Below are 24401 nucleotides of genomic sequence, written 5' to 3' on the forward strand. Positions count from 1 at the left end.
CGGAATGGATAAATTAATCACTCTATGGGAAGGCTCCGGGCTCTATAACCTGGAGCTTGGCCAAGCGGTCATGATCCTGGTGGGGCTTGGGCTACTCTACCTGGCGATCTACAAGAAGTTCGAGCCTCTGCTGCTGGTGCCGATTGGGTTTGGCGGTATTTTGGCCAACATTCCCGAGGCCGGTTTGGCGATTTCGGCGTTGGATCAAGCCATTGAAGTAGCCAAGCCCGCCGTGCTTGAGCAAATGGCGGCGGCGCTGGGCGCGACGCTAGACCCGCTGGCCGGTGTCGAGGGTTGGCGCAAGACCCTCAAGGCCATTGCCCACGACTCGGCCGCGCCGGATCAGCTGCGCGCTGCCAAAGACGTGGCGGTGAGCGTCGGCTACAGCGATGGCATGCTCTATAACTTTTACAAGGTCGCCATTGGCTCGGGCATTGCGCCGCTGCTGATCTTCATGGGCGTTGGAGCGATGACCGACTTCGGCCCGCTGCTGGCCAACCCGCGCACGCTGTTCCTGGGGGCGGCGGCGCAGTTCGGTATCTTTGCCACGCTGTTTGGCGCGGTGCTGCTGACGTCCATGGGTATCATGGATTTCTCGCTCAATCAGGCGGCGGCGATTGGTATCATCGGCGGGGCGGATGGTCCGACCTCGATCTACGTTTCCAGCGTGCTGGCGCCTGAGTTGCTAGGGGCGATTGCCGTCGCGGCCTATGCCTACATGGCACTGGTGCCGTTGATCCAACCGCCGATCATGCGCCTGCTGACCACCGAAAAAGAGCGCAAGATCACCATGACGCAGCTGCGTCCGGTCTCTAAGCTCGAAAAAGTGGTCTTCCCACTGATGCTTTTGATTGCTGTCGCGCTGTTTCTGCCGGACGCAGCGCCGCTGCTGGGCATGTTCTGCTTCGGCAACCTGATGCGTGAGTGTGGGGTAGTGGAGCGCCTCTCCGATACCGCGCAAAATGCGCTGATCAATATCGTCACGATCATTCTGGGTCTGTCGGTAGGGTCTAAGCTGATGGCGGAGAGCTTTTTGGCGTTCGAAACCCTAGGGATTCTGGGCCTGGGGATCGTGGCGTTCGGTATCGGCACCGCCGCCGGTGTCTTGATGGCCAAGCTGATGAACCTGGTCAGCAAAATGCCCATCAACCCGTTGATTGGCGCGGCAGGTGTGTCTGCCGTGCCGATGGCTGCGCGCGTGGCGAATAAGGTCGGTCTGGAAGCGAACCCGCACAACTTCCTGCTGATGCATGCCATGGGGCCGAACGTGGCTGGGGTCATCGGTTCGGCGGTGGCTGCCGGGGTAATGATCAAGTACCTGGGCTAGGCGGCTTGTTAGACAGCACGCCTGCCGCTATAGAACGCGGCTTACCGAGCAAGCGCTTGTGTAAGCCGCGTTTTTTTATATTTGCTGTAGCTCAATGGCTGTTTTAAGACGATTTTCTAGGCCGCTGATATCCAGCTCGACATCCAGTGGCCAGCCGATGGTCAAACTCACGCCGTTGCCGTCGTACGCTGCCCGTTGTACGGGCAGGCCCTGCTCGTCGCACCAAGCCCGGGCTTGCGCCTCGTGGGCGAAGCTAACTTTCAGCTCATAGAGATCCCTCTCGACGACTTCCCGGGTGGGCAGCGTTTCGAGCCCGGCATTCACCGCCTGCGCATAGGCGCGGGCTAACCCGCCGGTGCCGAGCTTGGTGCCGCCAAAGTAGCGAATCACCACACAGCCAATCTCGCCGAGTTGGCTGCCCTGCAGCGCCTGAAACATGGGGCGCCCTGCGGTGCCGCCCGGTTCACCATCGTCAGAAAAACCGATGTGGGTTTGCTCGCCAGGCGGGCCTGCGATGAAGGCTGTACAGTGATGGCTGGCATTCGGATGGGCGGCTTTGGCCGCGTGTAGCAGCGTGTCGAAGGCGTCGGTGGTCGGGGCGTGGCACACCCAGGTCAAAAACTGACTCTTCTCGACGTCGATCTCGGCGGTGTGCCATGTATCAAGGGCTAAATCAGGAACTCGAAAACGCAACTAGGACTCCCGGCAGGGTGGATGACCAGTTAGTGATGCCGGGGGTCCGTGGCGTGTTGGGCCACGCCCATCACCATGCCCAGCACCTGAATATCACAATTATGCAGGAAGAGATCGGGCATGGCTGCATCTTCCGGCCATAAATGAATGCCCAGGCGACTAATGGAGAGCTGTTTTAGCGTTACCTCGCGCTGGTTGATCGTCGCAACGGCGGTCTCTTGATGAGCGTCGTGCTGGTGACGGTGAATGATGATGACATCGCCGTCGAACAGGTTGCAGTCGCGCATGCGGTCACCGCGAATACGCAGGGCGTAGGTGTTGCGACGTGTGACGCGAGGGGGTGTGCACGCTTGGCGCGTGTGTGAGGAAGCGCTGCGAGACGCTAACGGGTGAGGCGTCGATGGCGCTACCGGTTGAGACAGCGTCTGAGGGGATACGTAAGAAGGGACGTGAGACGTTACCCGAGAGGATAGGCAGGTCGTCATAGTGTGTTCTCCCATGCAGCGCCCGTTGCCAAGGCGTTTGATTGAGTCGATACCTGTTGTTTTATTCTGTGGTGTCTATTCATACAGTGGTTACAGTATAAGCCTGTTTTTGCATACAGTGCTAGTCCTGTCTTTCGCTTGGCTCATCCGCAAGACGCTTAAGCCAGCATGGCTCTGGACCACGCTGCGACCCAAGGCCGCAGAGCCCGACTGGCGGGAAAGGGCCTTTCCGTGTAGAGTTCGACCCAAAATCAATGTGCCTGGAGTGTCTTTTGAGCCTGTGCCTGCAAGCCCGACAATTGGCCTGTGAACGTGATGACCGTTGGCTGTTTGAAGGGCTCGATCTCGATATTCAAAGCGGCGAGATCGTGCGCATTGAAGGCCCCAACGGCAGCGGCAAGACGACCCTGCTGAAAATATTCTCTGGCCAATTAACCGATTACCGTGGCGAGCTTTACTGGAATGGCGAACCCATGCGCCAAGCCCGTGAACATTTTCTCGCTAATTTACTCTATTTAGGTCATGCCCCCGGTGTGAAGGCAGGTCTTTCGCCGCTGGAGAATTTAGCTTGGTATCAAGCGCTTAGCGGAGAAAAGGGCAGCGAGCCCGCACGAGAGGCGGCGTTGGCTGCCGTTGGGCTCGCCGGCTTCGAAGACGTGCCTGCCGGGCAGCTGTCCGCCGGGCAGCAGCGGCGTGTAGCGCTGGCGCGTTTGACCTTAACCCAGCGCGCGCTGTGGGTGCTCGACGAGCCTTTCACCGCGATCGATCGTCAAGGGGTGGCAGCGCTAGAAGCGCAGCTGGTGGCCCACGCGCAGTCTGGCGGCTGTGTGTTGGTCACTACGCACCATGCGCTGACCGAGTCACCCGTGCTTAGGCGTATTCAGCTGGGGTAAGAAGGAGACAGCGTTGCAACGTTCACACGCTCAACGGAGCACTCCCGAGGTGGTCATGCATGCCCCCCAGGGCGGTTTGATGGTGGCCATCAAGGCGACGCTTAAGCGCGACCTCACCCTGATGCTGCGCCGTCGTGGCGAAGTGCTCAATCCGCTGGTGTTCTTTGCCCTGGTGATTACCCTGTTTCCCATAGGGATTTCACCGGATCCAGAGCTGTTGGCAAGCATTGCGCCGGGGCTGTTATGGGTGGCCGCACTGCTCGCCGCCCTGCTTTCGCTGGATAGCCTGTTTCGCAGCGACTACGACGATGGCAGCCTCGAGCAGCTATTACTGGCCCCCCAGCCGCTGGCAGCGCTGGGGTTGGCAAAAGTGGCGGTACACTGGCTGCTGACCGGTCTGCCGCTCGCGCTCATGGCGCCCCTCTTGGGCATCATGCTGTCGCTTCCAGCGGGAAGCTACGCCGTGCTAGCGCTGTCGTTGGCACTCGGGACGGCCAGCTTGAGCCTGATCGGGGCCATCGGTGCCGCATTGACGGTGGGGCTAGCGCGGGGCGGTGTGCTGCTATCGCTGCTGGTGCTGCCGCTCTATATACCAGTACTAATTTTCGGCGCAGGTGCCGTACAGGCCGCGATTTTTGGCGATGGAATAGCCGCGCATTTGGCGATTCTAGGGGCCCTGTTAGCGCTGGCGCTGATGCTGGCACCCTGGGCCATTGCGGCATCGCTGCGCATCAGCATTAACGGTTAGAGGACGGGAACACCATGTGGGCCTTTATCAACAAACTAAGATCCCCCAAATGGTTCTATGCCATTAGCGCCAAGCTGCAGCCGTTTTTCTGGGTGGCAGCAACGTTGCTGCTGCTGGTCGGCACCGTTTGGGGGTTGGTCTTTGCACCGGCGGATTACCAGCAGGGCAATAGTTTTCGCATCATTTATGTCCACGTCCCTGCGGCGTTTCTAGCGCAGTCCATTTTCGTTTCCATGGCGGTCTCCGGGCTGGTGTTCATGGTCTGGAAAATCAAAGTGGCCGATATGGCTGCCACCGTCATGGCCCCGTTGGGGGCTGCGATGACCTTCGTGGCCCTTTTTTCGGGCGCAGTGTGGGGCGTGCCGACCTGGGGCACTTGGTGGATGTGGGACGCGCGCCTCACGTCCATGCTGATTCTGCTGTTTCTCTATCTGGGCGTGATAGCTCTGCGGGGTGCCTTTAGCAGCCGCGATAGCGGCTCCCGTGCCGCCTCGGTGCTAGCCATGGTCGGCGTCATCAATATTCCGATCATCAAATACTCCGTGGATTGGTGGTACACCCTGCACCAGCCCGCCACCTTTACGATTACCGGCCGCGCCGCCATGACCATGGATATGTGGGCGCCGCTACTCATTATGGTGTTGGGTTTTTACAGCTTTTTCATTGCCCTCACGCTGATGCGCACGCGCAGCGAAATTCTGCGTCGAGAAGCCAACAAGCGCTGGGTGCGCGAGCTTGCCGAGGAGACGAACTAATGGCCTTTTCCTCGCTGAACGAATTTTTTGCCATGGGCGGTCACGCGGTTTACGTGTGGGCTGCCTGGGGAGTCACTGCGCTATTGATGCTGGTCATCGTATGGCATGCCCGCCAGGAGCGCCGCCAGCTTCTTCACACGGTCAAGCGTCGGGTGCGTCGTGAGCACGCCCAGCGCCAGTCGTCACCGCATGCGCAGCCTCTGCAAGAGCCCGTTACCTCTGCTCAAAAGGACGTTCACCATGACGCCTAAACGTAAACAGAAGCTGTTTGTCATATTGGGGCTATTGTCGCTCACCGCCATTGCGGTGGGGCTCACCCTGTACGCGCTGCGCGCCAACATCAATCTGTTTTTCAGCCCGGTGCAAATCGCCCAGGGCGATGCCCCCATGGAGCGCCAGATTCGCGCGGGTGGCATGGTCAAAGAGGGCTCTGTGTCCCGCGACCCGGAAAGCCTGGACGTCGAGTTTGTGGTGACCGACTACGTGGACGATCTGGAGGTCTACTACAGCGGGATTCTGCCGGACCTGTTCCGTGAAGGGCAGGGCGTGGTGGTGGTCGGCGAACTGCAGGCCGATGGTCGTCTCTACGCCGATAAAGTGCTGGCGCGCCACGATGAAAACTACATGCCGCCTGAAGTGGCTCAGGCATTGGAAGAAGCAGGCTACTCCCCGGCCGACTTTCAAGCGAAAGCCGCCGAAGTGGGCAAGCGCCTAGAGCAGGAAGGCTCCCCAGAAAGAAGCGACTATTAACGGCTGAACGCACCCCACGCGATAAGGCCTGATGCTAATTCGGAGCGCCCATGTTAATTAAGATCATTCCTGAAATTGGCCACTTTGCCCTGGTCATCGCGCTATTAATGGCGGTGGTGCAGGCAGTGATGCCGCTTGCCGGGGCGGCGACCCGTCGCCCGCTATGGATGGCCTATGGCCGGCCCATGGCGACAGGACAATTCCTGTTCGTCGCCATTGCCTACCTCTGTCTGACCGCCAGCTATATGCTGGATGATTTTAGTGTGGCCAACGTGGCTAATAATTCCAATTCGCTGCTGCCCTGGTACTACAAGTTCAGCGCGGTATGGGGAAACCATGAAGGCTCGGTGCTGCTGTGGAGCCTGATGCTGGCGGGCTGGGGTTATGCGGCGTCGGTCTTCTCGGGCGACTTGCCCCGCGACATGGTGGCCAGGGTGCAGGGCATCATGGGCATGGTGTGTGTGGGCTTTCTGCTCTTCATTCTCATGACCTCCAACCCCTTTGAACGCCTGCTGCCCAACATGCCGCAGGATGGCGCGGACCTGAATCCGCTGCTGCAGGATTTTGGCCTAGTGGTTCACCCGCCGATGCTCTACATGGGTTATGTGGGCTTTTCGGTGGTGTTTGCTTTCGCGATTGCCGCCCTGCTGGGCGGGCGCTTAGACGCCGCTTGGACCCGCTGGGCGCGCCCCTGGACCAACGTGGCCTGGGCGTTTCTCACCGTCGGGATCGCACTCGGCAGCTGGTGGGCCTACTACGAGCTTGGCTGGGGCGGCTGGTGGTTCTGGGACCCGGTGGAGAACGCTTCGCTATTGCCTTGGTTAACGGGTACGGCGCTGGTTCACTCGCTGGCGGTGACCGAAAAACGTGGCTCGTTCAAGAGCTGGACGGTGCTGTTGGCGATCTCCACCTTCTCGCTGTCGCTGATGGGCACCTTCCTGGTGCGCTCGGGCGTACTGACCTCGGTCCACGCCTTTGCCAACGACCCCTCCCGTGGCTTCTTCATTTTGATGCTGCTGGCGATTACCGTCACGCTATCGCTGCTGGTGTTTGCCCTGCGCGCGCCAAGGGTGAGCCATAAGGTCGGTTTTAACTGGCTCTCGCGGGATTCGCTGCTGCTGATCAATAACATCCTCCTGGTCATCATGACCGTGACGGTGCTCTTGGGCACAGTGTACCCGCTGATTCTGGACTCTTTGGGGCTGGGTAAAATCAGCGTAGGCCCGCCTTACTTTAATGCGCTCTTTGTGCCGCTCACCGTGGTGATGTGTGTCTTCATGGGCTTGGGGCCAGTGGCGCGCTGGAAAAGCATGAGTGGCCGTGAGCTGTGGCGCAAGCTAGGTCTCGCGGCGGCAGCGGCTATCGTGCTGGGTGTGGCCATGCCGTTGGTCTACGACGGCGAATGGAACCTGTGGGTGTCGCTGGGCATTATTTCTGCGCTGTGGATCGTCTTGCCAATGGTGCGCGACCTGTTCGACAAGACCCGCCACGCCAGCTCGTTTGTCGCCGGGCTGCGCAAGCTCTCGCTCTCTTACTGGGGAATGGTGCTGGGCCACGTGGGCATTGCGGTGACTATCGTGGGCGTTGCCGTGGTTTCGAACTACAACATCGAACGTAACGTACGCATGTCGCCCGGCTCCACTGTAGAAGTGGCAGGCTACCAGTTCACTATGACGGAGCTCACCAACCGTCGCGGCCCGAACTTCCTGGCCGATACCTCGATCATTCAGGTACAGCGTGGGGAAGAGGGGCGCAGCTTTGTGATGCGCCCTGAGAAGCGCCTCTATCTCGCCACCGGCATGCCCATGACCCAAGTCGCGCTGCGCCCCGGCCTGTTCCGCGACCTCTATGTGGCCATGGGGGAAGACCTGGGCGACGGCAGCTATGCTATGCGCATCCAGTACAAACCGTTTGTGCGCTGGCTGTGGCTGGGTGGCCTGCTCATGGCCTTCGGCGGCATCTTGGCCGTAGCGGACAAACGCTACCGTCGTGCGGCTGCCCGCCAAGCCAAACCCGTTCATACTGACCGCTCGACGTCTCAGGAGGCCACGGTATGACACGCCGCCTACTGCTGCTTCTGTTACCCATCGGTTTTCTCGGCATCGCGCTGTTTCTCTATCAGGGATTGGGCCGTGACCCGTCTCAACGGGACTCTGCGCTCATGGCGCGGGCGTTCCCCGCGTTCGAAGCCAGCACGCTACGCGATGCCAATCGTCAGGTGGATGAAACGCTGATGACCGGGGAGGTCACGCTCGTCAACGTATGGGGCGAATGGTGCCCCGCCTGCAAGCAGGAAATGCCGCAGCTGTTAGAGCTCGCTGATAACGGCATCCGTATGGTGGGCATCAACTACCGAGATACCCGCGAGAAAGGCTTGGAGTTTTTAAGCGAGTTTGGCGACCCCTTTGAAGTGAACGTCTTCGACCCTGAAGGCAGCCTGGGCTTCGATCTTGGCGTCTACGGCGCACCGGAAACGTTCTTGGTGGATGCCGATGGAGTGATTCGCTACCACCATAAAGGCTACGTATCGCCTGAAGACGTTCGCGAGCGCATCCTGCCGGAGGTGGAAAAATGGCGTTAATGCGTTGGCTAGTGGCCGTGGCGCTGCTCACCCTGGCGGGCAGCGTTGTCGCGGCAGGCATCGAAATCCGCGAGTTCGATGACCCGGTGATGGAGCAGCGCTACCGTGACCTCACGGCCTCCATGCGCTGCCCGCTATGCGAAAACCAGGCGATCGATGACTCAGATGCGCCGATCTCTGGTGATATGCGAGAGCGGGTCTATCAGCTGCTTCAGGACGGTCAGTCCGATATCGAAATCATCAACCACATGGTGCAGCGCTTTGGGGAGTACATCCTCTACAACCCGCGCCTAGAAAACCGCACCTACCTGCTGTGGGGACTACCGATTGGGCTGGTGGTGCTAGGCATGCTGGTCGTCGTGCTGATGGTACGCGCCCGCCGCAATGCATCTGCGAAAGCGTTGAGTGCCGAAGAGCGCGCCCGCCTAGATGCCCTGATTAACCGCGAGAGGTCTTCATGACACCGCTCTGGATAGCGATTGCCTTACTGTTACTGCCCGCGCTGTGGTTATTAATTGCCCCCATGCGCGGTGCTCGTCCCCTGCGTGATCATCTACAGCAGTTTGAAGCCAACGATACGTCTGCCGAACAGAACGTGGCGATCTTCCAACGTCGCTTGGCCTCCTTGGAGGCGGCCCGCGAGCGGGGCGATATCGACGAGACTCGCTTTAACGAAGATCGTTTAGAGCTAGAGCGTAGTCTGCTGGAAGATACCGCCACCCAAACCAAACGCCCGCTGAAAACCGTGACCGCTGGACGGCTGGTGGTGCCGCTGGTCATGGTCGCCGTGGTAGGGGCCAGCACCTTCTGGTACCAGCAAAACGGGGCAGAAGGCGACCTGACGCTCTACGCCATCCAAGAGGAAGTTCGCAACGACCCGGAAGGCTCGATGGCTATGTTTCTGGAGCGCATGGAGGCCGAGGCCGAGCGTCAGCCCAACAACCCCAACGTGTGGAGCTCGCTGTTTCCGCTCTACCGCGATACCGGCCTGCCCGAAAAAGCCGCCGATGCCCTGGAGCGCTTGATTGCCATTGAAGGGCGTATTCCACCGCTGCTCGCCCAGCTGGCGCAGCTCCGCTTCTTCATGGCCGAGCGTGAACTAACCCCTGATGTTCAAGCGTTAGTGGACGAAACGCTAGAGTTAGACCCCCGCCAGCCCACCGTGCTGGGGCTGTTGGGCATCCACGCCTTCGATAACGGTGACTATGAAACGGCCATTGACCGCTGGCGTCGCGCTGTTGCTAACATCGAAGATCCGGAAACGGCTGAGTCGCTGCGCGATGGCATTCGCGTTGCCCAAGAGCGCATGGGCGTAATGCCTGAGGCGCCTGCAGACGCGCAGGGGCAAGGGGTGCGGGTGAACGTTTCCTTGGATGAGGCGCTGGTAGACAATGTCAGTGACGACGCCACGGTGTTCATCACCGCCCGGGATATCGAGGGCGAGCTGCCGCCGCTGGCGGTGATACGTACGCAGGTTTCTGAGCTGCCCATGACCGTGGTGCTGGACGATACCGCCGCCATGTCGCCCCAGGCGCAAATCTCCCAGGTGCGCGAAGCACGCTTGGTGGTGCGTGTCTCAGAATCTGGGCAGGCCACGCCGCAGCCGGGCGACCTGTTTGGCGATTTGGAGAGCGTCAGCGTAGGTGCTATCAGCGAAGACGATGCGGCCAATGTCGTTATCAACCGTGTTTTTGAATAATCTCCACTTAAGCTACCGCTGCTAAGGGTTGCAATGCGCTTAACCTCTATTCGTCTCGTTGGGTTCAAGTCCTTTGTCGATCCGGTCACCGTGCCCTTCGATGGCAATATGACGGCCATCGTCGGGCCGAACGGCTGCGGTAAATCCAATATTATCGACGCCGTGCGCTGGGTAATGGGGGAGTCCTCCGCCAAAACCCTGCGCGGCGAATCCATGGCCGACGTTATCTTCAACGGCTCTACCGGGCGTAAGCCGGTAGGGCAGGCCTCTATCGAGCTGAAGTTCGATAACCGCGATGGCGGTATGGGCGGTTTATACGCCCAGTACTCAGAAATTGCCGTTAAACGCTTGGTGACCCGGGATGGCCAGTCCAACTACTTCTTCAACGGCCAGAAGTGCCGCCGCCGGGATATCGCCGACCTGTTCATGGGGACCGGCCTAGGCCCGCGCTCCTACGCCATTATCGGCCAGGGCATGATCTCGCGGCTGATCGAAGCGCGCCCGGATGACCTTCGCGCCACCCTCGAAGAAGCCGCGGGGATCTCCAAGTACAAAGAGCGCCGTCGGGAAACCGAAAACCGCATGCGGCGCACCCAGGAGAACCTGGAGCGCCTGGACGACATTCGCGAAGAGCTGGATAAACAGCTCGAACGCCTCAAGCGCCAAGCGGAAGCCGCCAAGCGCTACCAAGAGCTCAAACAGCAGGAGTATCGCTTAAAAGGCGAGCTGGCGCTGCTGCGCGGCCGCGCCCTGCGGGCCGAACAGTCCCACCAAGAGAGCCGTGTCCGCGAGCTGGAAATTGCCGTCGAGAAAGACGTGTTTGGCGTACGCCAGTGTGAAACCCGCTTGGAGCAGGCCCGCGAACAGCACGACGAGCTGGCCGACGTGTTGGACCGCCACCAACAGCAGTTTTATGAAACCACCACGCGTATTGCCCGCTTAGAGCAGGACCAGGCCCACCGCCGAAGCCGCGAAGCGCAGCTGGCCAACGACATTGCCACCGCGCGCCGAGATCTCGACGAGCAGCGCCAGGTCAGCGAGGGCGACCAGGAGCGGCTCGCGGTGATCGACGAGCGCTTTGAGGAGCTGCTGCCCGAGCATGAAGCGCTGGAAGAGCAACTCGAGATGCTCGAGCAAACCCTGGCCGACGCAACGCCAGCACTGGAAGCTGCCGAACAGCAGTGGGCCGACGCCGAAAACCGCTGGCGCGAGGCCAGCCGCGATGCCGACCGTAGCCAAGACCAGCTGCGCGACTTAGAGCAACGTATTGCCCGCCTGCAGGCAGAAGGGCAGCGCCGCCGCCAGCAGCGCGGCGAGCTGGCCGACATGACCGCGCTACAAAACGAGCACGCGGTATACCAAGCCCGCCTGGAAGAAGCCGACCAACGTGCCGACGCCTTCCAAGTGGAGCGAGAACAGTGGCAGCAGCGCTACAGCGATGCCAAAAGCGCCTACCAGCAAGCGGTAACCTCCCGCGACGAGCAACGCGCTGCGCTTAGCCAGCAGCAGGGTGAACTTGCTTCGCTGCAGGCGCTGATGGATGCCGCTCTGGCCGACCACGACCCTCAGCTAAGCGAAACGCTTGCCGCTCATGGCCTTGCTGATGCACCCCGCTTGGGTGAAGCCATTTCGGTCAGCCAAGGCTGGGAGCGGGTTATTTCCTGGCTACTCGCCCCTTGGTTAAACGCCCGACTGGTAGCCGCCCATCAGCTAAACGCGCTGCCCGAAGCGCTAGCGACGGAGTGGTGCTTGATTGATCAAGCGCCGCCTTCCACAGCCACGGCGGGCGCAGGCAATCGCCTCAGCGATTTGGTGAAAGGCGCAGGCGCGCTAACGGAGTGGTTAGCAAGTATTCACTATGTGGATACCGCCGAGGCGGCCGAAGCGCTGCTGGCTAGGCTTGCCCCTGGTGAGAGTGTGGTCAGCCAAGACGGCGTATGGCGCGGTCGCGGCTGGCTGCACCAGCAGTCGAACGGCGAGGGTGTCGATGCGCTATTGGTGACGCGTCGCCGCTTTGAGGAGCTGGCCGCAGAGCGTGAGCGGGCGGAAGAGGCGCTGGCGCTCTTGGATGAACAGTGCGAAGCCGCCAACGAGACGATTGAAACGTTAGAACTGACCCGTGAGCAGCAGGCGGAGCAGGAGCGTGACCACGCGGCCACCCGCCAACAGCTAGCAGTGCAAGAGCAGCGGCTTGCCCAACGCCTTGAGCATCTCTCCAGTCGCGCCACAGAATTAGACGACGAACTGGCGCAACTGCAAGAAGATGAGGCGGAGTTAACGCTTACTTTAGAAGAGCAGCGCGCTCGTTGGCACACGGCCATGGAGCAACTGGAAACCGCCGCCGAAGCCCGCGAAACCAGCGCCGAACAGCGCCAACGTCAGCGCGAGCAGCGCGAGCAGCTCAACCAACAGCATGCCCCGCTCAAAGCGCGGCAGCAGGCGCTGGCCTTGGAACGTGAGCGCTTAAAAGCCGAGCGCGACAGCCTGCGTGCGCAGCAGTCCCGCTCAAGCGATACCGAAGAGCGCCTCTCACTGCGTATTGCCGAGCTGGAAGAGTCCCGTGAAATGCTGGTCGAGCCTGACGAGCTGGCCGCTGAGGAGCTCGAAGAGCTGCTTCACCAGCGCGAACAGCAGGAACGGCGGCTCAATGAGACGCGCCAACAGGCCCAGGCGCTGGCCGAGCAGCTGCGCAACGATGAGTTAGCCCGCCAGCAGCACGAGCGCAATCTTGAACAGAGTCGCGAACAGCTCCAGCAGCGCCGCATGGACGTGCAGGCGCTGGCGCTCAAAGCGGCGACCCAGGATGAGCAGTTAGCAGAACTAGGCCACGATGCCGATGCGCTCGCCAGCACGCTGCCCAGCGATGCCAGCGAACCTGCGTGGCAAGAGCGTTTGGAAAGTACCTCGGAAAAAATCCGCCGCCTGGGGGCGATCAACCTCGCGGCCATTGAGGAGTACGATCAGCAGGCCGAGCGGCGTAACTACCTCGAAGCCCAGCATGCCGAGCTCACCGAAGCCCTCGAAACGCTGGAGCGGGCGATCAAGCGGATCGATCAAGAAACCCGCGTCCGTTTCCGGGAGACGTTCGATCAGGTCAATAACGGCCTGCAAAAGCTCTTTCCCCGTGTGTTTGGCGGTGGGGCGGCGTGGCTGACGCTGACCGGTGATGACCTGTTGGAAACCGGCGTGGCCATCATGGCCCGACCGCCGGGTAAGAAGAACAGCACGATTCACCTGCTGTCCGGTGGGGAAAAAGCGCTGACTGCGCTGTCGCTGGTCTTTGCCATCTTCCAGCTCAACCCGGCCCCGTTCTGTATGCTGGATGAGGTCGACGCTCCGCTGGATGACGCCAACGTTGGCCGCTACGCCAAGCTGGTGAAAGAGATGTCCGAAAGCGTGCAGTTCATCTATATCACCCACAACAAGATTGCCATGGAAGCCGCCGAGCGCCTGATGGGGGTCACCATGCAAGAGCCCGGCGTTTCACGTTTGGTTTCCGTGGGTATCGATGAGGCCGCCGAGTTGGTCGAATAGGGCGTATGGCCCATGGCTGCGCCGTGTTGCGACTTCCCAAGAGTTTCCTTATTTGCCAATGCGTGCCTGTCACCTGGGTGTGCCAGCGCAAGCGGATAGTAACGCCATGCCCACGAAATGCTTTGATAACAGCGAGTTGTTGAAAAAACGTGGTGTTGACGGTGGGATCGTCGCGGCCGTATAGGCTTAAGTCCCGCTTATCGCTTGCGAATCATTGCCTGTCGTGAAAGCGCAATGCGTTCATAAGAAACTAGCGATAGTGAAAAACATTCACTAGCATAACGTTTAAATAGGGTGAACTGAGTGGGTAGCGGCCTCACACGGCACTCCGCGTTTGGCCACCCATATCAGAGATGGAATAACGCGGAAAGGGCACTTTTGATGGTTGATAAGGTCGAAAAATTCGCCTAAAAAGCTCCCTTAGCGGCTCAAACGTGTGAAAATCAGCAAAAATTGGCTCTTTTCGTAGCAACCGCGCTATGCTTGGTGCTAAATATCGATTTATAAGAAGGTTCCCATATTCTGGCGCAGTGCCGCGCACTGTGCCCTAGTAACCGGTTAGATGACCCATGGAATGCTCGACATGGAATTAAGAGAGTGGTTAATCATTCTAGGACTGGCACTGGTTTCGCTAATCGTTGTCGACGGTGTGCGTAGGCTCCAGCGTCAGCGTCGTGTGCCCCGGCTAGACCAAGCGGTAAAGGATTTGCCGACCGCGAAGCTAGACGAGTTAGACGACGAGGCGAAAGAAGCCGAGATCAATTGGGAGCTGCCAAACGGCGGTGCTCGGGTGGTCAAGCCCGCCGATTACAGTGGGCTGGGGCAAAAACCCAAGCTCAAACGTCAAGAGCATCCTGGACCGTCCAAAGTGCTGTCGGATTTTCGTCGCTCGTTTGGCAAGTCGGCTGCTAAGCCCTCTTCGCCAGCCGCGCACACCGAACCCGCTGCCCGTGTATCTGCCGAACGACATGCAGTCACGCAGGAGGCGAAGCCGGAACCCCGTCGTGAGCCAAGCCTGTTTGCCGCGGACAATACCCAGACAGCTAAGCACGAACCGCCCAACACTGCCGAGCCGACTCCGTCTGCCACTGCGGCGTCGGCCTCTGTGCCGCCCGAACCGGAAACGACACCGGCTGCCGCGCCTACGGTGCGCGCCGTAGACGACGCCCCCGTTGCCAAGCCTACCGAAGACGTTGCGCCTGCACAGCCTGACGTGCCACCCATGACGACGGCGGAAACGCCCGTAGCAGAGCCCGTAACAGAAGAAACTCCCGCGCGTTCTAAAGACTCGGCTGCCGATGAGCCGACACCGACCCTCGACCCAGAACCGGTGCTGCGCGCCGAGCCTGAAGATGCCGTGTTTGCCAAGCACGCGTCCGACGCTCCCAAACGCCGCCAACTGCGCGAAGAGACCGTTGGCGACCGCGAACTGGATGACGACGACATCGATGAGTATCGTCTGGTCGATTTCGAAGGTATCGGGCGCTCGTTCAAGCGCCGTATCATCGAGCGTCGCAAAGAGAAGGCCATCAAGAAGGCCGAAAAAGCCAAGCGTGCCGAAGCCTTGGCCAAGCAAAAAGCCGAGCGCAAAGCGCTGGAAGCCGAGCAGCGTCGTGAGGCCAAACAGGCCGCTGACGCTGAAAAAGCGCGTATCGCTCAAGAGAAAGCCCAGGCTCGCGAAGCCGCCGCTCACGACGCCGCTGCCAAACGTGAAGTGGTGCCGTCAGCGCCTGCGCTCGATGACTACGATGACAGCGCGAGACGCTACGAAGAGCATTACCAAGGCTTCGATGACGACTATGAAGAGACTTACGCGGCGCAGGACAGCGTCGTACGTGCCCACCCGACCTTGGAAAAGGCTCTGCGGCACGATGTGAACGGCGAACACGCCAAAGAGACGCTGGCCAGCGCCGAGGAAATGGTCGTCATCAGCGTGCTCTCCCGCGATCCCGATGGCTTCGATGGTGGCAAACTGCTCGAACTCATCATGGCCTGTGGGCTACGGTATAGCCGCACCATGGGCGTTTTCCACCGCTTCGAAACGGAAAGCCCGGACAGCGAGCTACAGTTCTCGATGGTCAACGTGCTCAAGCCCGGTACGTTCCCCATCGAAGAGATGGACGAATTCGTCACCCCCGGCATCACGTTCCTGATGCCGCTACCCGGCGCGGTGGATAGCTCGGCGGCTTTTGAAGCCATGGTCGAAACCGCCATGGTGGTAGTGCGCCACATGGGCGGCGAGTTGAAAGATGAAAACCGCAGCGTCATGACGGCACAAACCATCGAGTTTGCCCGTCAGCGGGTGCACGAATTCGAACGTCGCCACCGTTTGCACCGCCAACTGCAGGCGCGTTAATCGCCGCGTTGCGCCGACACCCGCCTTCTTCCAGAAGGCGGGTGTTTTTGTTACTAAATGCCTGTTTATCTGTCTTCGGAATCTCTGAATGAGTCAGCCTGACCCCACCTTGCTGGAAGAGATCAGCCAACTGCGTGCCGATCTCGATGACGCCAATCACCGCTATTACGTCCTGGACGAGCCGACGTTAACCGACGCTGACTACGACCGTAAGCTGCAGCGCTTGACGCAGTTGGAGAGCGATCATCCCGAGCTGATTTCCCCGGATTCGCCCACTCAGCGAGTCGGTGCCGCCCCGGCAGAAGGTTTCCCCGAAGTGGCCCACGCCATTCCCATGCTGTCGTTGGATAACGCCTTTAGCCGTGACGACATAGCGGCCTTTGCCGAGCGCGTCGCGGAGCGTTTGGAGTGCCAAGCCAGCGAGATCGAGTTTAGCTGCGAGCCGAAATTGGATGGCGCAGCAGTATCGTTGGTGTATGAGCAGGGCGTGTTGGTTAGCGGTGCAACCCGTGGGGATGGCCGTACGGGGGAGGGCATTACCTCCAACCTGCGTACCCTGCGCTCGGTGCCGCTTAAGCTCATGGGTAAAAGCGTGCCTGAGCTGTTGGAAGTGCGCGGTGAAGTGATTATGCGCCACGCTGGCTTTGAAGCACTCAATGAGCGCGCTAGAGAAGAGGGCAGCAAAGTCTTTGCCAACCCGCGCAACGCCGCCGCTGGCAGCCTGCGTCAGCTCGACCCGCGCATTACGGCGACCCGTCCGTTGGAGTTCCACGCCTACCAAGCAGCACGCTTGGAGCCCGACTTGGGCGATGCCACCCACAGTGCGCTGATGGCCCGTTTATCCACTCTAGGCTTTCGCACCAGCGCGGAACTGACGACTCTGTTCGGCCCGGACGCGGTGGCCGATTACTGCGAACAGCTCGGTGAAAAGCGCGACCAACTCGGGTATGACATCGATGGCGTGGTGATCAAGGTCAACGACCTGCGCCACCAGCGGGAACTGGGCTTCGTTGCCCGCGCGCCGCGCTGGGCGGTGGCGTTCAAATTCCCCGCTCAGGAGGAAGTCACCACCCTCAACGATGTGGAGTTTCAGGTCGGCCGCACCGGGGCCATCACGCCGGTCGCCCGGCTGGCGCCGGTTACCGTCGCGGGGGTGACGGTTTCTAACGCCACGTTGCACAACGCCGATGAGATTACCCGCCTGGGCGTGATGATAGGCGATACGGTAGCGATTCGCCGCGCGGGCGATGTCATCCCCCAAGTGGTGCGCGTGGACGAGGAGAAGCGCCCGGCGGATGCCCGCGCGATTACTTTCCCCGATCACTGCCCCGTGTGCGGTTCGGACATCGAGCGTATCGAGGGCGAAGCCGTGGCCCGCTGCTCCGGAGGGCTTTACTGCGCCGCCCAGCGTAAAGAGGCGCTAAAACACTTTGCCAGCCGGAAAGCGCTGGATATCGACGGCCTGGGCGAGAAGCTGATTGAACAGTTAGTGGATCAGGAGTGGGTGAAAACCCCTGCCGATCTATTTCATCTCAGCGTCGATCAGTTGAAGAGCCTGCCGCGCATGGGCGAAAAGTCCGCCACTAACTTGGTCAACGCGCTGGAAAAGGCCAAACAGACCACGCTAGCGCGGTTCATCTACGCGCTGGGTATCCGTGAGGTGGGCGAAGCCACGGCGGCCAATGTGGCCAACCACTTCGGTACGCTGCAAGCGTTACAAGATGCCGATCTGGCGGCGCTGGAGGCGGTCAATGACGTGGGCCCCGTCGTGGCGGCGCATATCCACACCTTCTTCCGCCAGCCCCATAACTTGGAAACGCTGCAAGCGTTGATCGACGCAGGCTTGATCTGGCAAGAGGCAGAGGTCACGCAAGGCCCAACGCCGCTGGAGGGCCAAACCTGGGTGCTGACCGGGGCGATGGACAGCATGACCCGCGACGAGGGCAAGGCGCGGCTTCAGGCGCTGGGGGCCAAAGTAGCGGGCAGCGTATCGAAAAAAACCACTTGCCTAGTGGCGGGTGAAGCCGCCGGCAGCAAGCTCACTAAAGCCGAGCAGTTGGGGGTCGAGGTGATCGACGAAGCCACGTTCATCGAGCGTTTAGCCGCCTGGGAGCAGAGCGAATGAGCCGTTTTATCGAAGTTCCGGCGCGCATGCTGCCGCCGGAAACACTCACTGCGCTACTGGAAGCCTTCGTCACCCGCCAAGGGTACGACACCACCGATACCGGAGAAGGGATGAGCGGTTGGGTCGCCGAGCTCAAGCAGCAGCTTGACCGTCACGAGCTGATCATTGCCCACGACCTAGAGCTCGAGATGACCGAAGTAATGACTCTCGCCCAATGGCGCTCCTTTGGGCGAGAGTTGGCGGATGACGAGGAAGAGGGCGATTACTGAGCCCGCACTAGCGCGCTGATCAGCCGCCGCCCTGGATGAAGATGGTCCACCAGCGGCTGCTCGATGGGCAGCGGCTCATCGCAAAGGCGCGATGCGATGACTTCCGCACACAGCGGTGCGCTCGCCAGCCCCCGTGAGCCGTGGGCGGTGGATATCCACAGCCCTGGGTAGTGTTCACTGGGGGTAGACGGCACTTTCGAGGCATCCTTGCGCAGCACGGCATAATCTCGTTGCCAAGCCGCCGCATTGGGCACCGGTCCCGCGTAAGGGGTTTTATCGGGGCTGGCAGCCCGTACCGCTGCCCGGCCTTCCAGCGCCTCTGAGCGTAATGCAACGCCGGAGGCCTCAAGCGCGGCCACCCACGCTGGCAGCGCTTGGCGCAATTCGTCGATATTGCGCTGGTGCTCTTCGTCGATGACGTGACTCGTCGCGTCGTTGGGAACGAAGCTCGCACCAAAGGTCAGCACGTTCTCGATGGGCGGCGACACATAGCCTCCCGCGCACACCACTTTATCCGGCGTCTGGGTGCCTTCTGGCAGCGTTAGCTCGCTGACCTGGCCCCGCACCTGCTGCAGCGGCAGCTCGGCGGTTTGGGCAAACCGGTTTGCCAGCGACGCCGTGGCGATTACCACGTGGTCGGCCTGTAGCCTCTCCCCGTTGGCCAGCGTGACCTGCCACGACGGTGCATGTCCCGCTGTCTGCGTCAGCTCGGTGACTTCGCCTTGCTGCACGGTAATGCGGTCGTGTTGCAACCACTGCTCGCAGAGTCGCTTTGGCTGTGCCCATCCCGCTTGTGGATAGTAGAGCCCCTGGGAGGCCGAGACCGCCACGCCCGCCAGCTCGCTGAGCGTGTCGGTGCGTGCAGCGACGACGGAGGCGGGCAGCGGGTGATGGGCGATGAAGCGCTGTTGGCGCGTGGCCTCTTTGTCGCTGAGCGCCAGTTGTACCACCCCGCACGACCGCCAAAGGGGCGGCTCCTGTGCATGAGCCGCTGCCAGTTGTTCAAACCGTCGCTGGCTGTAGAGAAGCCCCGCTAAATAGAATCGGCTCTGTAGGTTGGTATCCACCGCCAGCTTCACGTAGAGCGCCCCCTGGCGATTGCCGGACCCCCCCGCGCCTGGCGCTTCGCGCTCGATCACCGTCACCCGTTTACCGCGCTTGGCCAGCGCCGCCGCCACGCTGCTACCCGCCAGGCCTGCCCCGATGACCACCACGTGGTGTGAGTCGTGGTGAGCGGGGGGTGTGAACCAGGGGGTGACACTGCGCCGCGAATCCGAGGGGGGCGTGTCAATACCACCGGCCAGCATCTCTCGCTTACGGCCAAAACCCGGCACTTTCTTCCAGTGGAAGCCTGCCGCTTTCAGGCCGCGCTTGACGATGCCCGCGCAGGTAAAGGTAGCGAACGTCGCCCCCGGTCGAGACCGAGCGGCCATGGCCTCGAAGAGCGCCGGTTGCCACATGTCCGGGTTTTTCGAGGGCGCAAAGCCATCGAGAAACCAAGCGTCCACCTGGCCGTCCAGCAGATCGAGTCGTTCGGTGGTGTCGCCAAAGTGAAGGTCGAGGGTGACGCGTTCGCTTAAGTGTAAACGGTGAATACCGCTGACCGCATCGGGCCAAAGGGCGCACAGCACTTGTGAATAACTCGCTAACGAGGGCCAGGCGCTGAGCGCGCGCGTCAACGCTTCCCGGCTCAACGGAAATTTTTCTGTGGATAACAGATGCAGCCTTGCGCCCTCTGGAGCGTGCTGCTCGAAACAGGCCCAGGCGCATAGCATGTTCAGCCCGGTGCCAAAGCCCGTTTCGCCGATCACGAACGCCCGCGATGCCTGCCACGCCGCAAAGCGCTCCGGCAGCCGGTTCGCTTCCAAGAACACGTGCTCGGTTTCTGCACGGCCATCCTCACGGGAAAAATAGACGTCATCGAAGGCGTCCGAGTGGGGTGACGTGTCGTTCCAGGTGAGCTGCGGGGCGCTTAATGCCGCCAGCGGTGGCAGGGGGGGGGCTTGAGTCGAGCGTTGAGTCACGCGGGCATCCGTGGGTGATGAATGGTTGGTTAAAAAATGATCAATTTGTTAATCGGGGCGCTATCTCTGGCTTATAGAAAAGCGTCCGCCGGGTTTTCACAGAGTTTTCCACAGGCTCTGTGAAAAAGCGGGCGGACCCTCCACACTCGCCTCAAAGGGTCAAGGCAAAACTTTTTTGAACGGCTTAACAATTACCTTGGCATAGACCCCTGCGATGATGTATGGATCGGCGTCTGCCCAGGCCTGAGCGTCCTCTAAACTGTCGAATTCCGCCACCACCAAGCTGCCGGTGAAGCCCGCATCGCCGGGGTTATCGGAATCGATGGCTGGGTGCGGCCCTGCCAAAATGAGCCGTCCCTCATCGCGCAGCTCTTCGAGGCGCGCTAGATGGTCAGGGCGAGCCGCCAAGCGGCGCTCTAAGCTGTTGGCAACGTCTTCACTGATAATGGCGTAAAGCATGGGGATAACTCCTTGAAGGCAGGGGCAGTGGCGACGCTGTCGCCCAGGTCAACACATTGACCGCACCCCGGTTAGCGCGCACCATGGCGAGCTTGTTCGTGTTGTACACGCCTATTCTGACAAACTCGCCACACGGCGTCATGCTAATGCCACTACTTCCTAACGCTCTTGCGACTGTACTGCCCACCGCCTTCGATGCCGACCAGCGTTACACGGTGGATCTGCACATGCACTCAACTGCTTCTGACGGAGCGCTTTCGCCTGCTGAACTGGTGGCCTTGTGCGCTGAACGCGGTTTGACCCATATGGCGCTGACGGACCACGACACCATGGACGGCGTGGAAGAAGCGAGCCACGCTGCCCAACAGTCAGGGCTCTGCCTAGTGCCAGGGTGCGAGTTATCCACTCGCTGGCAGGGCATCAACATCCACGTGGTCGCGCTGGTGCCGGGTGGCCTGCAAGGGCCGTTGATCGACGGGCTCGAACGCCAGCGAGACGCGCGCATCAAACGCGCCGACGTGATCGCCGAGCGGCTAGAAAAAATGGGCCTCCCCAACGCCCTGGAAAAAGCCCGCGCCCAGGCAGGCAGCGACCGCCCGCTAGGGCGGCCCGATTTTGCCCGAGCGCTCGTGGCGGAGGGCGTGGTGGCCGACTGGGCTGGCGCGTTCAAGCGCTACTTGGGCAGCGGCAAGAAGGGCGATGTCAAAGCCCACTGGCCGGAGATCAGCGAAGCGGTCGGGTGGGTCGTCGCTTCTGGCGGGGTGGCCGTGCTGGCTCATCCGCTGCGCTACGGGCTCACTCGGCGCAAGCGCGGACTGTTGATGGATGCCTTTATGGAGGCCGGTGGCCAAGGCGTGGAGCTGGTGAGTGGACAGCAAAACCCCGATACCACCCGCGACTTGGCGCGCCAACTGGTCGAGCGGTCGCTGTACGCCTCATTGGGCAGCGATTTTCACTTTCCCGGTAGCCACGCGGCCCCTGGCAGTATGAGCCCGGTGCCCCGCACCGCCGCGCCGCCGATTTGGCAACACCCCCGCTTGGCGCACCTGCGAGACGCCCCCAGCGGCATGCTCGCCCGCGGGTGCTAAGCGGCGGGATCAGCTACGCTGAAAGACATCCCCATGCTGACCAGGAGTCATCGATGAGCCAATATTTTCAAATACATCCGGAAAACCCGCAAAAGCGGCTAATCGACCAAGCCACCGAGATCATTCGTAAAGGCGGCGTAGTGGCGTACCCCACGGACTCGGGCTATGCGCTGGGCTGCCATCTAGGCGAGAAAAAGGCCATCGAGAAGATCAAATGGCTGCGCTCGCTGGATGACAAGCACAACTTCACCCTGGTGTGTTCGGATCTCTCGGAAATTGGCACCTACGCCAAAGTGGATAACGCCGTGTTCCGGCTGCTGAAGGCCCACACGCCCGGCCCCTACACCTACATTCTGGATGCCACCACCGAGGTGCCGCGCCTGCTGCTGCACCCCAAACGTCGCTCCATCGGCGTGCGGGTGCCCGACCACCGGATTACCCATGCGCTTCTCGAAGCGCTGGGTGAACCGCTGATGAGCGTGACGCTCATTCCCGTGGGTGAAGCGCTGCCGATGAGCGACCCCGAAGAAATTCGCGACCGCTTTGGTGCTCACTTAGACCTGATCATCGACGGCGGCGCTTGCCACCTCGATCCCACCAGCGTGATCGACCTGCGTGAACTGCCGCCGAAAATCGTGCGGGAAGGGCGTGGCGACATTACGCCGTTTCAAGATTGACACGCAAACGCGTCTACACGACGGGGGCGCTTAGCGCCCCCGTCGTCTTGCCAGAGCGCTACGAATCGCTCGGGGCTTCCTCGTCGGGATCGTCATCCTTTTTCTGCGCTTTCTTGCGCGGGTCTTCGCTATTTTCATCCAGCCAGGTGCCGCAGCGCAGACAGTAGCGGGCGCGCTTTTCATGGCGGTCATGGCCACACCCGGGGCAGGCCTCTTCCGAATACCGGTCTTCACGAATCGAGCGAATCACCTGGGCAGAAAACACCCCGGTGGGCACGGCAATGATCGAGTAACCAATCAGCATCAGAATGACGGTAATCGCCTTGCCCAGCGACGTGGCCGGCACGATATCGCCATAGCCCACGGTGGTCATGCTCACGATGGCCCAGTACATCGACATGGGAATGCTGGTAAAGCCCGCTTCCGGCGATTCGATGGTGTACATCAACGCGGCAAACAGCGTGACGACCATGAGAATGCTGCTGAAAAAGAGCAGAATTTGGCGCAGGCTGCGCTTGAGCGCATCCAGCAGTAGCCTGCCTTCCCCCACGAACTCCATCAGCCGCAAAATGCGGAAGATGCGCAGCACGCGCAGAATTCGCACGATCACCAGCCCATGCGCCCCCGGCACCAGTAGCACCAGCCAGGTAGGGATGATCGCCACGACATCGACGATACCGTAAAAGCTCTTGAGGTAGACCGTGGGGCGCTCCAGGCAGTAGAGGCGCACCAGCAGCTCCAGGCTAAACAGCAGCGTGAATGCCCACTCGATGTAGAAGAAGATATGCCCGTAACGCTCGGCATAGATCTCGATGCTGCCCAGCAAAATCACCGTCACGCTCAGCAGAATGGCGACGATCAGCGCAATGTCGAACGCCTTTGCCCCCGGCGTATCGGATTCGAAGATAAGGTGGAACAGCCGGGTGCGAAGTCCGTCGGCACCGGGAGTGAGAGGAAAGCTCATCGCGTCATCCTGAAGTAGGCTTAATCAATCGTGCAGTGTCGTTAGCGTAGCGCGGTTTCGTGAGCCAAGCGACGGGCCAGATTTAACGCAGCCACGCCATACGCGGTGGATGGCATGCCTTGGCTATCCAGCGCGCTAGGCAGCGTGGCGGCCTCGCTTCGTGCTGCGCCATCGAGCTGCGGATGCTGGGCCAGCGCATCCAAGGCCTGCTGTGCGGCGCTGAGGTGCGCCGCGTCTTGGCTGTCATGGTAGGCATCCAGCGCGACAGTGGCGCGGTGTAGCCATTCGGCAGGGCGCGTTGCGGCGGGTAGTGGCCACTGCTGGCGCCCAAGGGCGTTGCCACGCGCCGCCTTGCTGGTATCGGAAGGGCGCAGCGGTACGTCGCTGGCCAGCTCGACGGCGAGCGTCCATAGCGCCGCAGGGTCGCCCGCTTTCAGCTCCAGCTCCACCTCGCAAATGGGCGCACGCGCGCGACCGCAGACGATCTCCCCTTCATCCAGCACCAGCTCGATATGGCTGCCTTGCCATACCAATGGCCAGCTACGGCGTGTGAAATCGGTGCTCAATGTGGGGCGCAGCGCCGCAATGCACTCGCCCAGCGCGCCTTGAAACGGCGGCAGCTTGGCCAGTGCCGCTTGGTCTAGGTCGGCGGTCGGTACAGGCCACTCCCACTCCTCGCGGCTAGAGAGCCCGCCGCCGCCCTGGCCCGCCGTTTTGACGGTTTGCAGCACCTGCTGGTCGATGTTGCGCAGGCGCACGGCCACCCGCGCGGCGGCAAGATCGCCCGCCGGGGTGTCGAAGTAGGTGTTGGCAAGCCGCTGCTGAACCGGCGGCGTGCCCGCAAGGACGGAGTGGTGTAACAGCGCTGACAGCTGGCTGGGCGGCAGTGCCAGCTTGAGTTCCACCTCGGTGGGCGCTGGCGCGTTGGTTGACTCTTTCATGACAATCGCCACCTCAATATTGTGACATTTTGG

General features: G+C 61.1%; 22 protein-coding genes. 16 read left to right on the top strand and 6 right to left on the bottom strand.

Annotation, left to right across the window (positions count from 1 at the left end):
* The first annotated feature begins 4 nt into the window (after positions 1-4).
* Positions 5-1327: a sodium ion-translocating decarboxylase subunit beta gene (locus AB6K10_RS06975; RefSeq protein WP_339118276.1), complete on the top strand. Its 1323-nt coding sequence runs from the start codon at positions 5-7 to the stop codon at positions 1325-1327.
* Between the two features lie 75 nt (positions 1328-1402).
* Here AB6K10_RS06975 and AB6K10_RS06980 read toward each other — a convergent pair whose 3' ends face one another.
* Together AB6K10_RS06980 and AB6K10_RS06985 are read right to left on the bottom strand one after the other, a co-directional pair.
* Positions 1403-2020: a YigZ family protein gene (locus AB6K10_RS06980; protein ID WP_339118277.1), complete on the bottom strand. Its 618-nt coding sequence runs from the start codon at positions 2018-2020 to the stop codon at positions 1403-1405.
* Positions 2021-2049: 29 nt separating this feature from the next.
* Positions 2050-2505, bottom strand: a complete 456-nt coding sequence (locus AB6K10_RS06985) for a LexA family transcriptional regulator (protein WP_253016651.1) — start codon at positions 2503-2505, stop codon at positions 2050-2052.
* A gap of 272 nt (positions 2506-2777) precedes the next feature.
* On the opposite strand from AB6K10_RS06985, the gene ccmA reads away from it, so the two are divergent.
* The 13 genes from ccmA to AB6K10_RS07050 all read left to right on the top strand — a co-directional run bounded on the left by ccmA (position 2778) and on the right by AB6K10_RS07050 (position 18215).
* Positions 2778-3398, top strand: coding sequence for a cytochrome c biogenesis heme-transporting ATPase CcmA (gene ccmA / locus AB6K10_RS06990; RefSeq protein WP_339118278.1), 621 nt, complete (start codon positions 2778-2780; stop codon positions 3396-3398).
* A 55-nt stretch (positions 3399-3453) separates the two neighbouring features.
* The gene (gene ccmB, locus AB6K10_RS06995; RefSeq protein WP_159343708.1) at positions 3454-4146 is read left to right on the top strand and encodes a heme exporter protein CcmB; all 693 of its coding nucleotides are present in this window, start codon (positions 3454-3456) and stop codon (positions 4144-4146) included.
* Between the two features lie 14 nt (positions 4147-4160).
* Positions 4161-4901: a heme ABC transporter permease gene (locus AB6K10_RS07000; RefSeq protein WP_159341257.1), complete on the top strand. Its 741-nt coding sequence runs from the start codon at positions 4161-4163 to the stop codon at positions 4899-4901.
* Positions 4901-5152: a heme exporter protein CcmD gene (gene ccmD / locus AB6K10_RS07005; RefSeq protein ID WP_159341258.1), complete on the top strand. Its 252-nt coding sequence runs from the start codon at positions 4901-4903 to the stop codon at positions 5150-5152. The genes AB6K10_RS07000 and ccmD overlap by 1 nt, the downstream gene beginning before the upstream one ends.
* A complete protein-coding gene (ccmE, locus tag AB6K10_RS07010) occupies positions 5142-5651 on the top strand; it encodes a cytochrome c maturation protein CcmE (protein ID WP_339118279.1) in 510 nt (169 codons plus the stop codon). Before ccmD ends, ccmE begins: the two co-directional genes overlap by 11 nt.
* Positions 5652-5701: 50 nt before the next feature.
* Positions 5702-7708 (top strand): heme lyase CcmF/NrfE family subunit, encoded by a 2007-nt coding sequence (locus AB6K10_RS07015; protein ID WP_339118280.1) that lies wholly within the window; start codon positions 5702-5704, stop codon positions 7706-7708.
* Entirely contained in the window at positions 7705-8232 is a 528-nt protein-coding gene (locus AB6K10_RS07020; protein ID WP_253016657.1) for a DsbE family thiol:disulfide interchange protein, read from the top strand. The genes AB6K10_RS07015 and AB6K10_RS07020 overlap by 4 nt, the downstream gene beginning before the upstream one ends.
* Complete coding sequence (locus AB6K10_RS07025; protein WP_253016659.1) at positions 8223-8693, top strand: cytochrome c-type biogenesis protein; 471 nt, start codon at positions 8223-8225, stop codon at positions 8691-8693. The genes AB6K10_RS07020 and AB6K10_RS07025 overlap by 10 nt, the downstream gene beginning before the upstream one ends.
* Complete coding sequence (ccmI, locus tag AB6K10_RS07030; protein ID WP_339118281.1) at positions 8690-9931, top strand: c-type cytochrome biogenesis protein CcmI; 1242 nt, start codon at positions 8690-8692, stop codon at positions 9929-9931. The genes AB6K10_RS07025 and ccmI overlap by 4 nt, the downstream gene beginning before the upstream one ends.
* Positions 9932-9964: 33 nt before the next feature.
* Positions 9965-13465 carry a chromosome segregation protein SMC gene (gene smc / locus AB6K10_RS07035; protein WP_339118282.1) on the top strand — a complete coding sequence of 1167 codons (3501 nt, stop codon included), beginning with the start codon at positions 9965-9967 and terminating at the stop codon, positions 13463-13465.
* Positions 13466-14048: 583 nt separating this feature from the next.
* The gene (gene zipA, locus AB6K10_RS07040) at positions 14049-15821 is read left to right on the top strand and encodes a cell division protein ZipA (protein WP_339118283.1); all 1773 of its coding nucleotides are present in this window, start codon (positions 14049-14051) and stop codon (positions 15819-15821) included.
* A gap of 88 nt (positions 15822-15909) precedes the next feature.
* The gene (gene ligA / locus AB6K10_RS07045; protein ID WP_339118284.1) at positions 15910-17946 is read left to right on the top strand and encodes an NAD-dependent DNA ligase LigA; all 2037 of its coding nucleotides are present in this window, start codon (positions 15910-15912) and stop codon (positions 17944-17946) included.
* Positions 17943-18215: a YheU family protein gene (locus AB6K10_RS07050; protein ID WP_044629984.1), complete on the top strand. Its 273-nt coding sequence runs from the start codon at positions 17943-17945 to the stop codon at positions 18213-18215. Before ligA ends, AB6K10_RS07050 begins: the two co-directional genes overlap by 4 nt.
* Here the strand turns inward: AB6K10_RS07050 and mnmC are convergent.
* Both mnmC and AB6K10_RS07060 read right to left on the bottom strand, forming a co-directional pair.
* The gene (gene mnmC / locus AB6K10_RS07055; protein ID WP_339118285.1) at positions 18209-20239 is read right to left on the bottom strand and encodes a bifunctional tRNA (5-methylaminomethyl-2-thiouridine)(34)-methyltransferase MnmD/FAD-dependent 5-carboxymethylaminomethyl-2-thiouridine(34) oxidoreductase MnmC; all 2031 of its coding nucleotides are present in this window, start codon (positions 20237-20239) and stop codon (positions 18209-18211) included. The two genes, AB6K10_RS07050 and mnmC, sit on opposite strands and share 7 nt — an antisense overlap.
* 159 nt (positions 20240-20398) lie before the next feature.
* Positions 20399-20698, bottom strand: a complete 300-nt coding sequence (locus AB6K10_RS07060; RefSeq protein WP_159341263.1) for a YciI family protein — start codon at positions 20696-20698, stop codon at positions 20399-20401.
* Positions 20699-20844: 146 nt separating this feature from the next.
* Here AB6K10_RS07060 and AB6K10_RS07065 point away from each other — a divergent pair, with 146 nt between their 5' ends.
* A complete protein-coding gene (locus AB6K10_RS07065) occupies positions 20845-21786 on the top strand; it encodes a PHP domain-containing protein (RefSeq protein WP_159341264.1) in 942 nt (313 codons plus the stop codon).
* A gap of 53 nt (positions 21787-21839) precedes the next feature.
* Positions 21840-22463, top strand: a complete 624-nt coding sequence (locus AB6K10_RS07070) for an L-threonylcarbamoyladenylate synthase (RefSeq protein ID WP_159341265.1) — start codon at positions 21840-21842, stop codon at positions 22461-22463.
* Between the two features lie 58 nt (positions 22464-22521).
* Here the strand turns inward: AB6K10_RS07070 and AB6K10_RS07075 are convergent, their stop codons facing one another.
* Entirely contained in the window at positions 22522-23427 is a 906-nt protein-coding gene (locus AB6K10_RS07075; protein ID WP_285262799.1) for an ion transporter, read from the bottom strand.
* A 41-nt stretch (positions 23428-23468) separates the two neighbouring features.
* The gene (locus tag AB6K10_RS07080) at positions 23469-24368 is read right to left on the bottom strand and encodes a CYTH domain-containing protein (protein ID WP_339118286.1); all 900 of its coding nucleotides are present in this window, start codon (positions 24366-24368) and stop codon (positions 23469-23471) included.
* Between the last annotated feature and the right edge of the window lie 33 nt (positions 24369-24401).

The sequence above is a fragment of the Halomonas sp. BMC6 genome (genome assembly GCF_964204995.1).
GTDB lineage: Bacteria > Pseudomonadota > Gammaproteobacteria > Pseudomonadales > Halomonadaceae > Vreelandella.

Excerpts from the sequence above, each read along its gene's own strand:
- AB6K10_RS06975 (WP_339118276.1), top strand. The coding sequence starts at position 5 with ATGGATAAATTAATCACTCTATGGGAAGGCTCCGGGCTCTATAACCTG.
- AB6K10_RS06985 (WP_253016651.1), bottom strand. The coding sequence starts at position 2,505 with ATGACGACCTGCCTATCCTCTCGGGTAACGTCTCACGTCCCTTCTTAC.
- ccmB (WP_159343708.1), top strand. The coding sequence starts at position 3,454 with ATGCATGCCCCCCAGGGCGGTTTGATGGTGGCCATCAAGGCGACGCTT.
- AB6K10_RS07000 (WP_159341257.1), top strand. The coding sequence starts at position 4,161 with ATGTGGGCCTTTATCAACAAACTAAGATCCCCCAAATGGTTCTATGCC.
- ccmD (WP_159341258.1), top strand. The coding sequence starts at position 4,901 with ATGGCCTTTTCCTCGCTGAACGAATTTTTTGCCATGGGCGGTCACGCG.
- ccmE (WP_339118279.1), top strand. The coding sequence starts at position 5,142 with ATGACGCCTAAACGTAAACAGAAGCTGTTTGTCATATTGGGGCTATTG.
- AB6K10_RS07015 (WP_339118280.1), top strand. The coding sequence starts at position 5,702 with ATGTTAATTAAGATCATTCCTGAAATTGGCCACTTTGCCCTGGTCATC.
- AB6K10_RS07020 (WP_253016657.1), top strand. The coding sequence starts at position 7,705 with ATGACACGCCGCCTACTGCTGCTTCTGTTACCCATCGGTTTTCTCGGC.
- AB6K10_RS07025 (WP_253016659.1), top strand. The coding sequence starts at position 8,223 with ATGGCGTTAATGCGTTGGCTAGTGGCCGTGGCGCTGCTCACCCTGGCG.
- ccmI (WP_339118281.1), top strand. The coding sequence starts at position 8,690 with ATGACACCGCTCTGGATAGCGATTGCCTTACTGTTACTGCCCGCGCTG.
- smc (WP_339118282.1), top strand. The coding sequence starts at position 9,965 with ATGCGCTTAACCTCTATTCGTCTCGTTGGGTTCAAGTCCTTTGTCGAT.
- zipA (WP_339118283.1), top strand. The coding sequence starts at position 14,049 with ATGGAATTAAGAGAGTGGTTAATCATTCTAGGACTGGCACTGGTTTCG.
- ligA (WP_339118284.1), top strand. The coding sequence starts at position 15,910 with ATGAGTCAGCCTGACCCCACCTTGCTGGAAGAGATCAGCCAACTGCGT.
- AB6K10_RS07050 (WP_044629984.1), top strand. The coding sequence starts at position 17,943 with ATGAGCCGTTTTATCGAAGTTCCGGCGCGCATGCTGCCGCCGGAAACA.
- AB6K10_RS07060 (WP_159341263.1), bottom strand. The coding sequence starts at position 20,698 with ATGCTTTACGCCATTATCAGTGAAGACGTTGCCAACAGCTTAGAGCGC.
- AB6K10_RS07065 (WP_159341264.1), top strand. The coding sequence starts at position 20,845 with ATGCCACTACTTCCTAACGCTCTTGCGACTGTACTGCCCACCGCCTTC.
- AB6K10_RS07070 (WP_159341265.1), top strand. The coding sequence starts at position 21,840 with ATGAGCCAATATTTTCAAATACATCCGGAAAACCCGCAAAAGCGGCTA.
- AB6K10_RS07075 (WP_285262799.1), bottom strand. The coding sequence starts at position 23,427 with ATGAGCTTTCCTCTCACTCCCGGTGCCGACGGACTTCGCACCCGGCTG.
- AB6K10_RS07080 (WP_339118286.1), bottom strand. The coding sequence starts at position 24,368 with ATGAAAGAGTCAACCAACGCGCCAGCGCCCACCGAGGTGGAACTCAAG.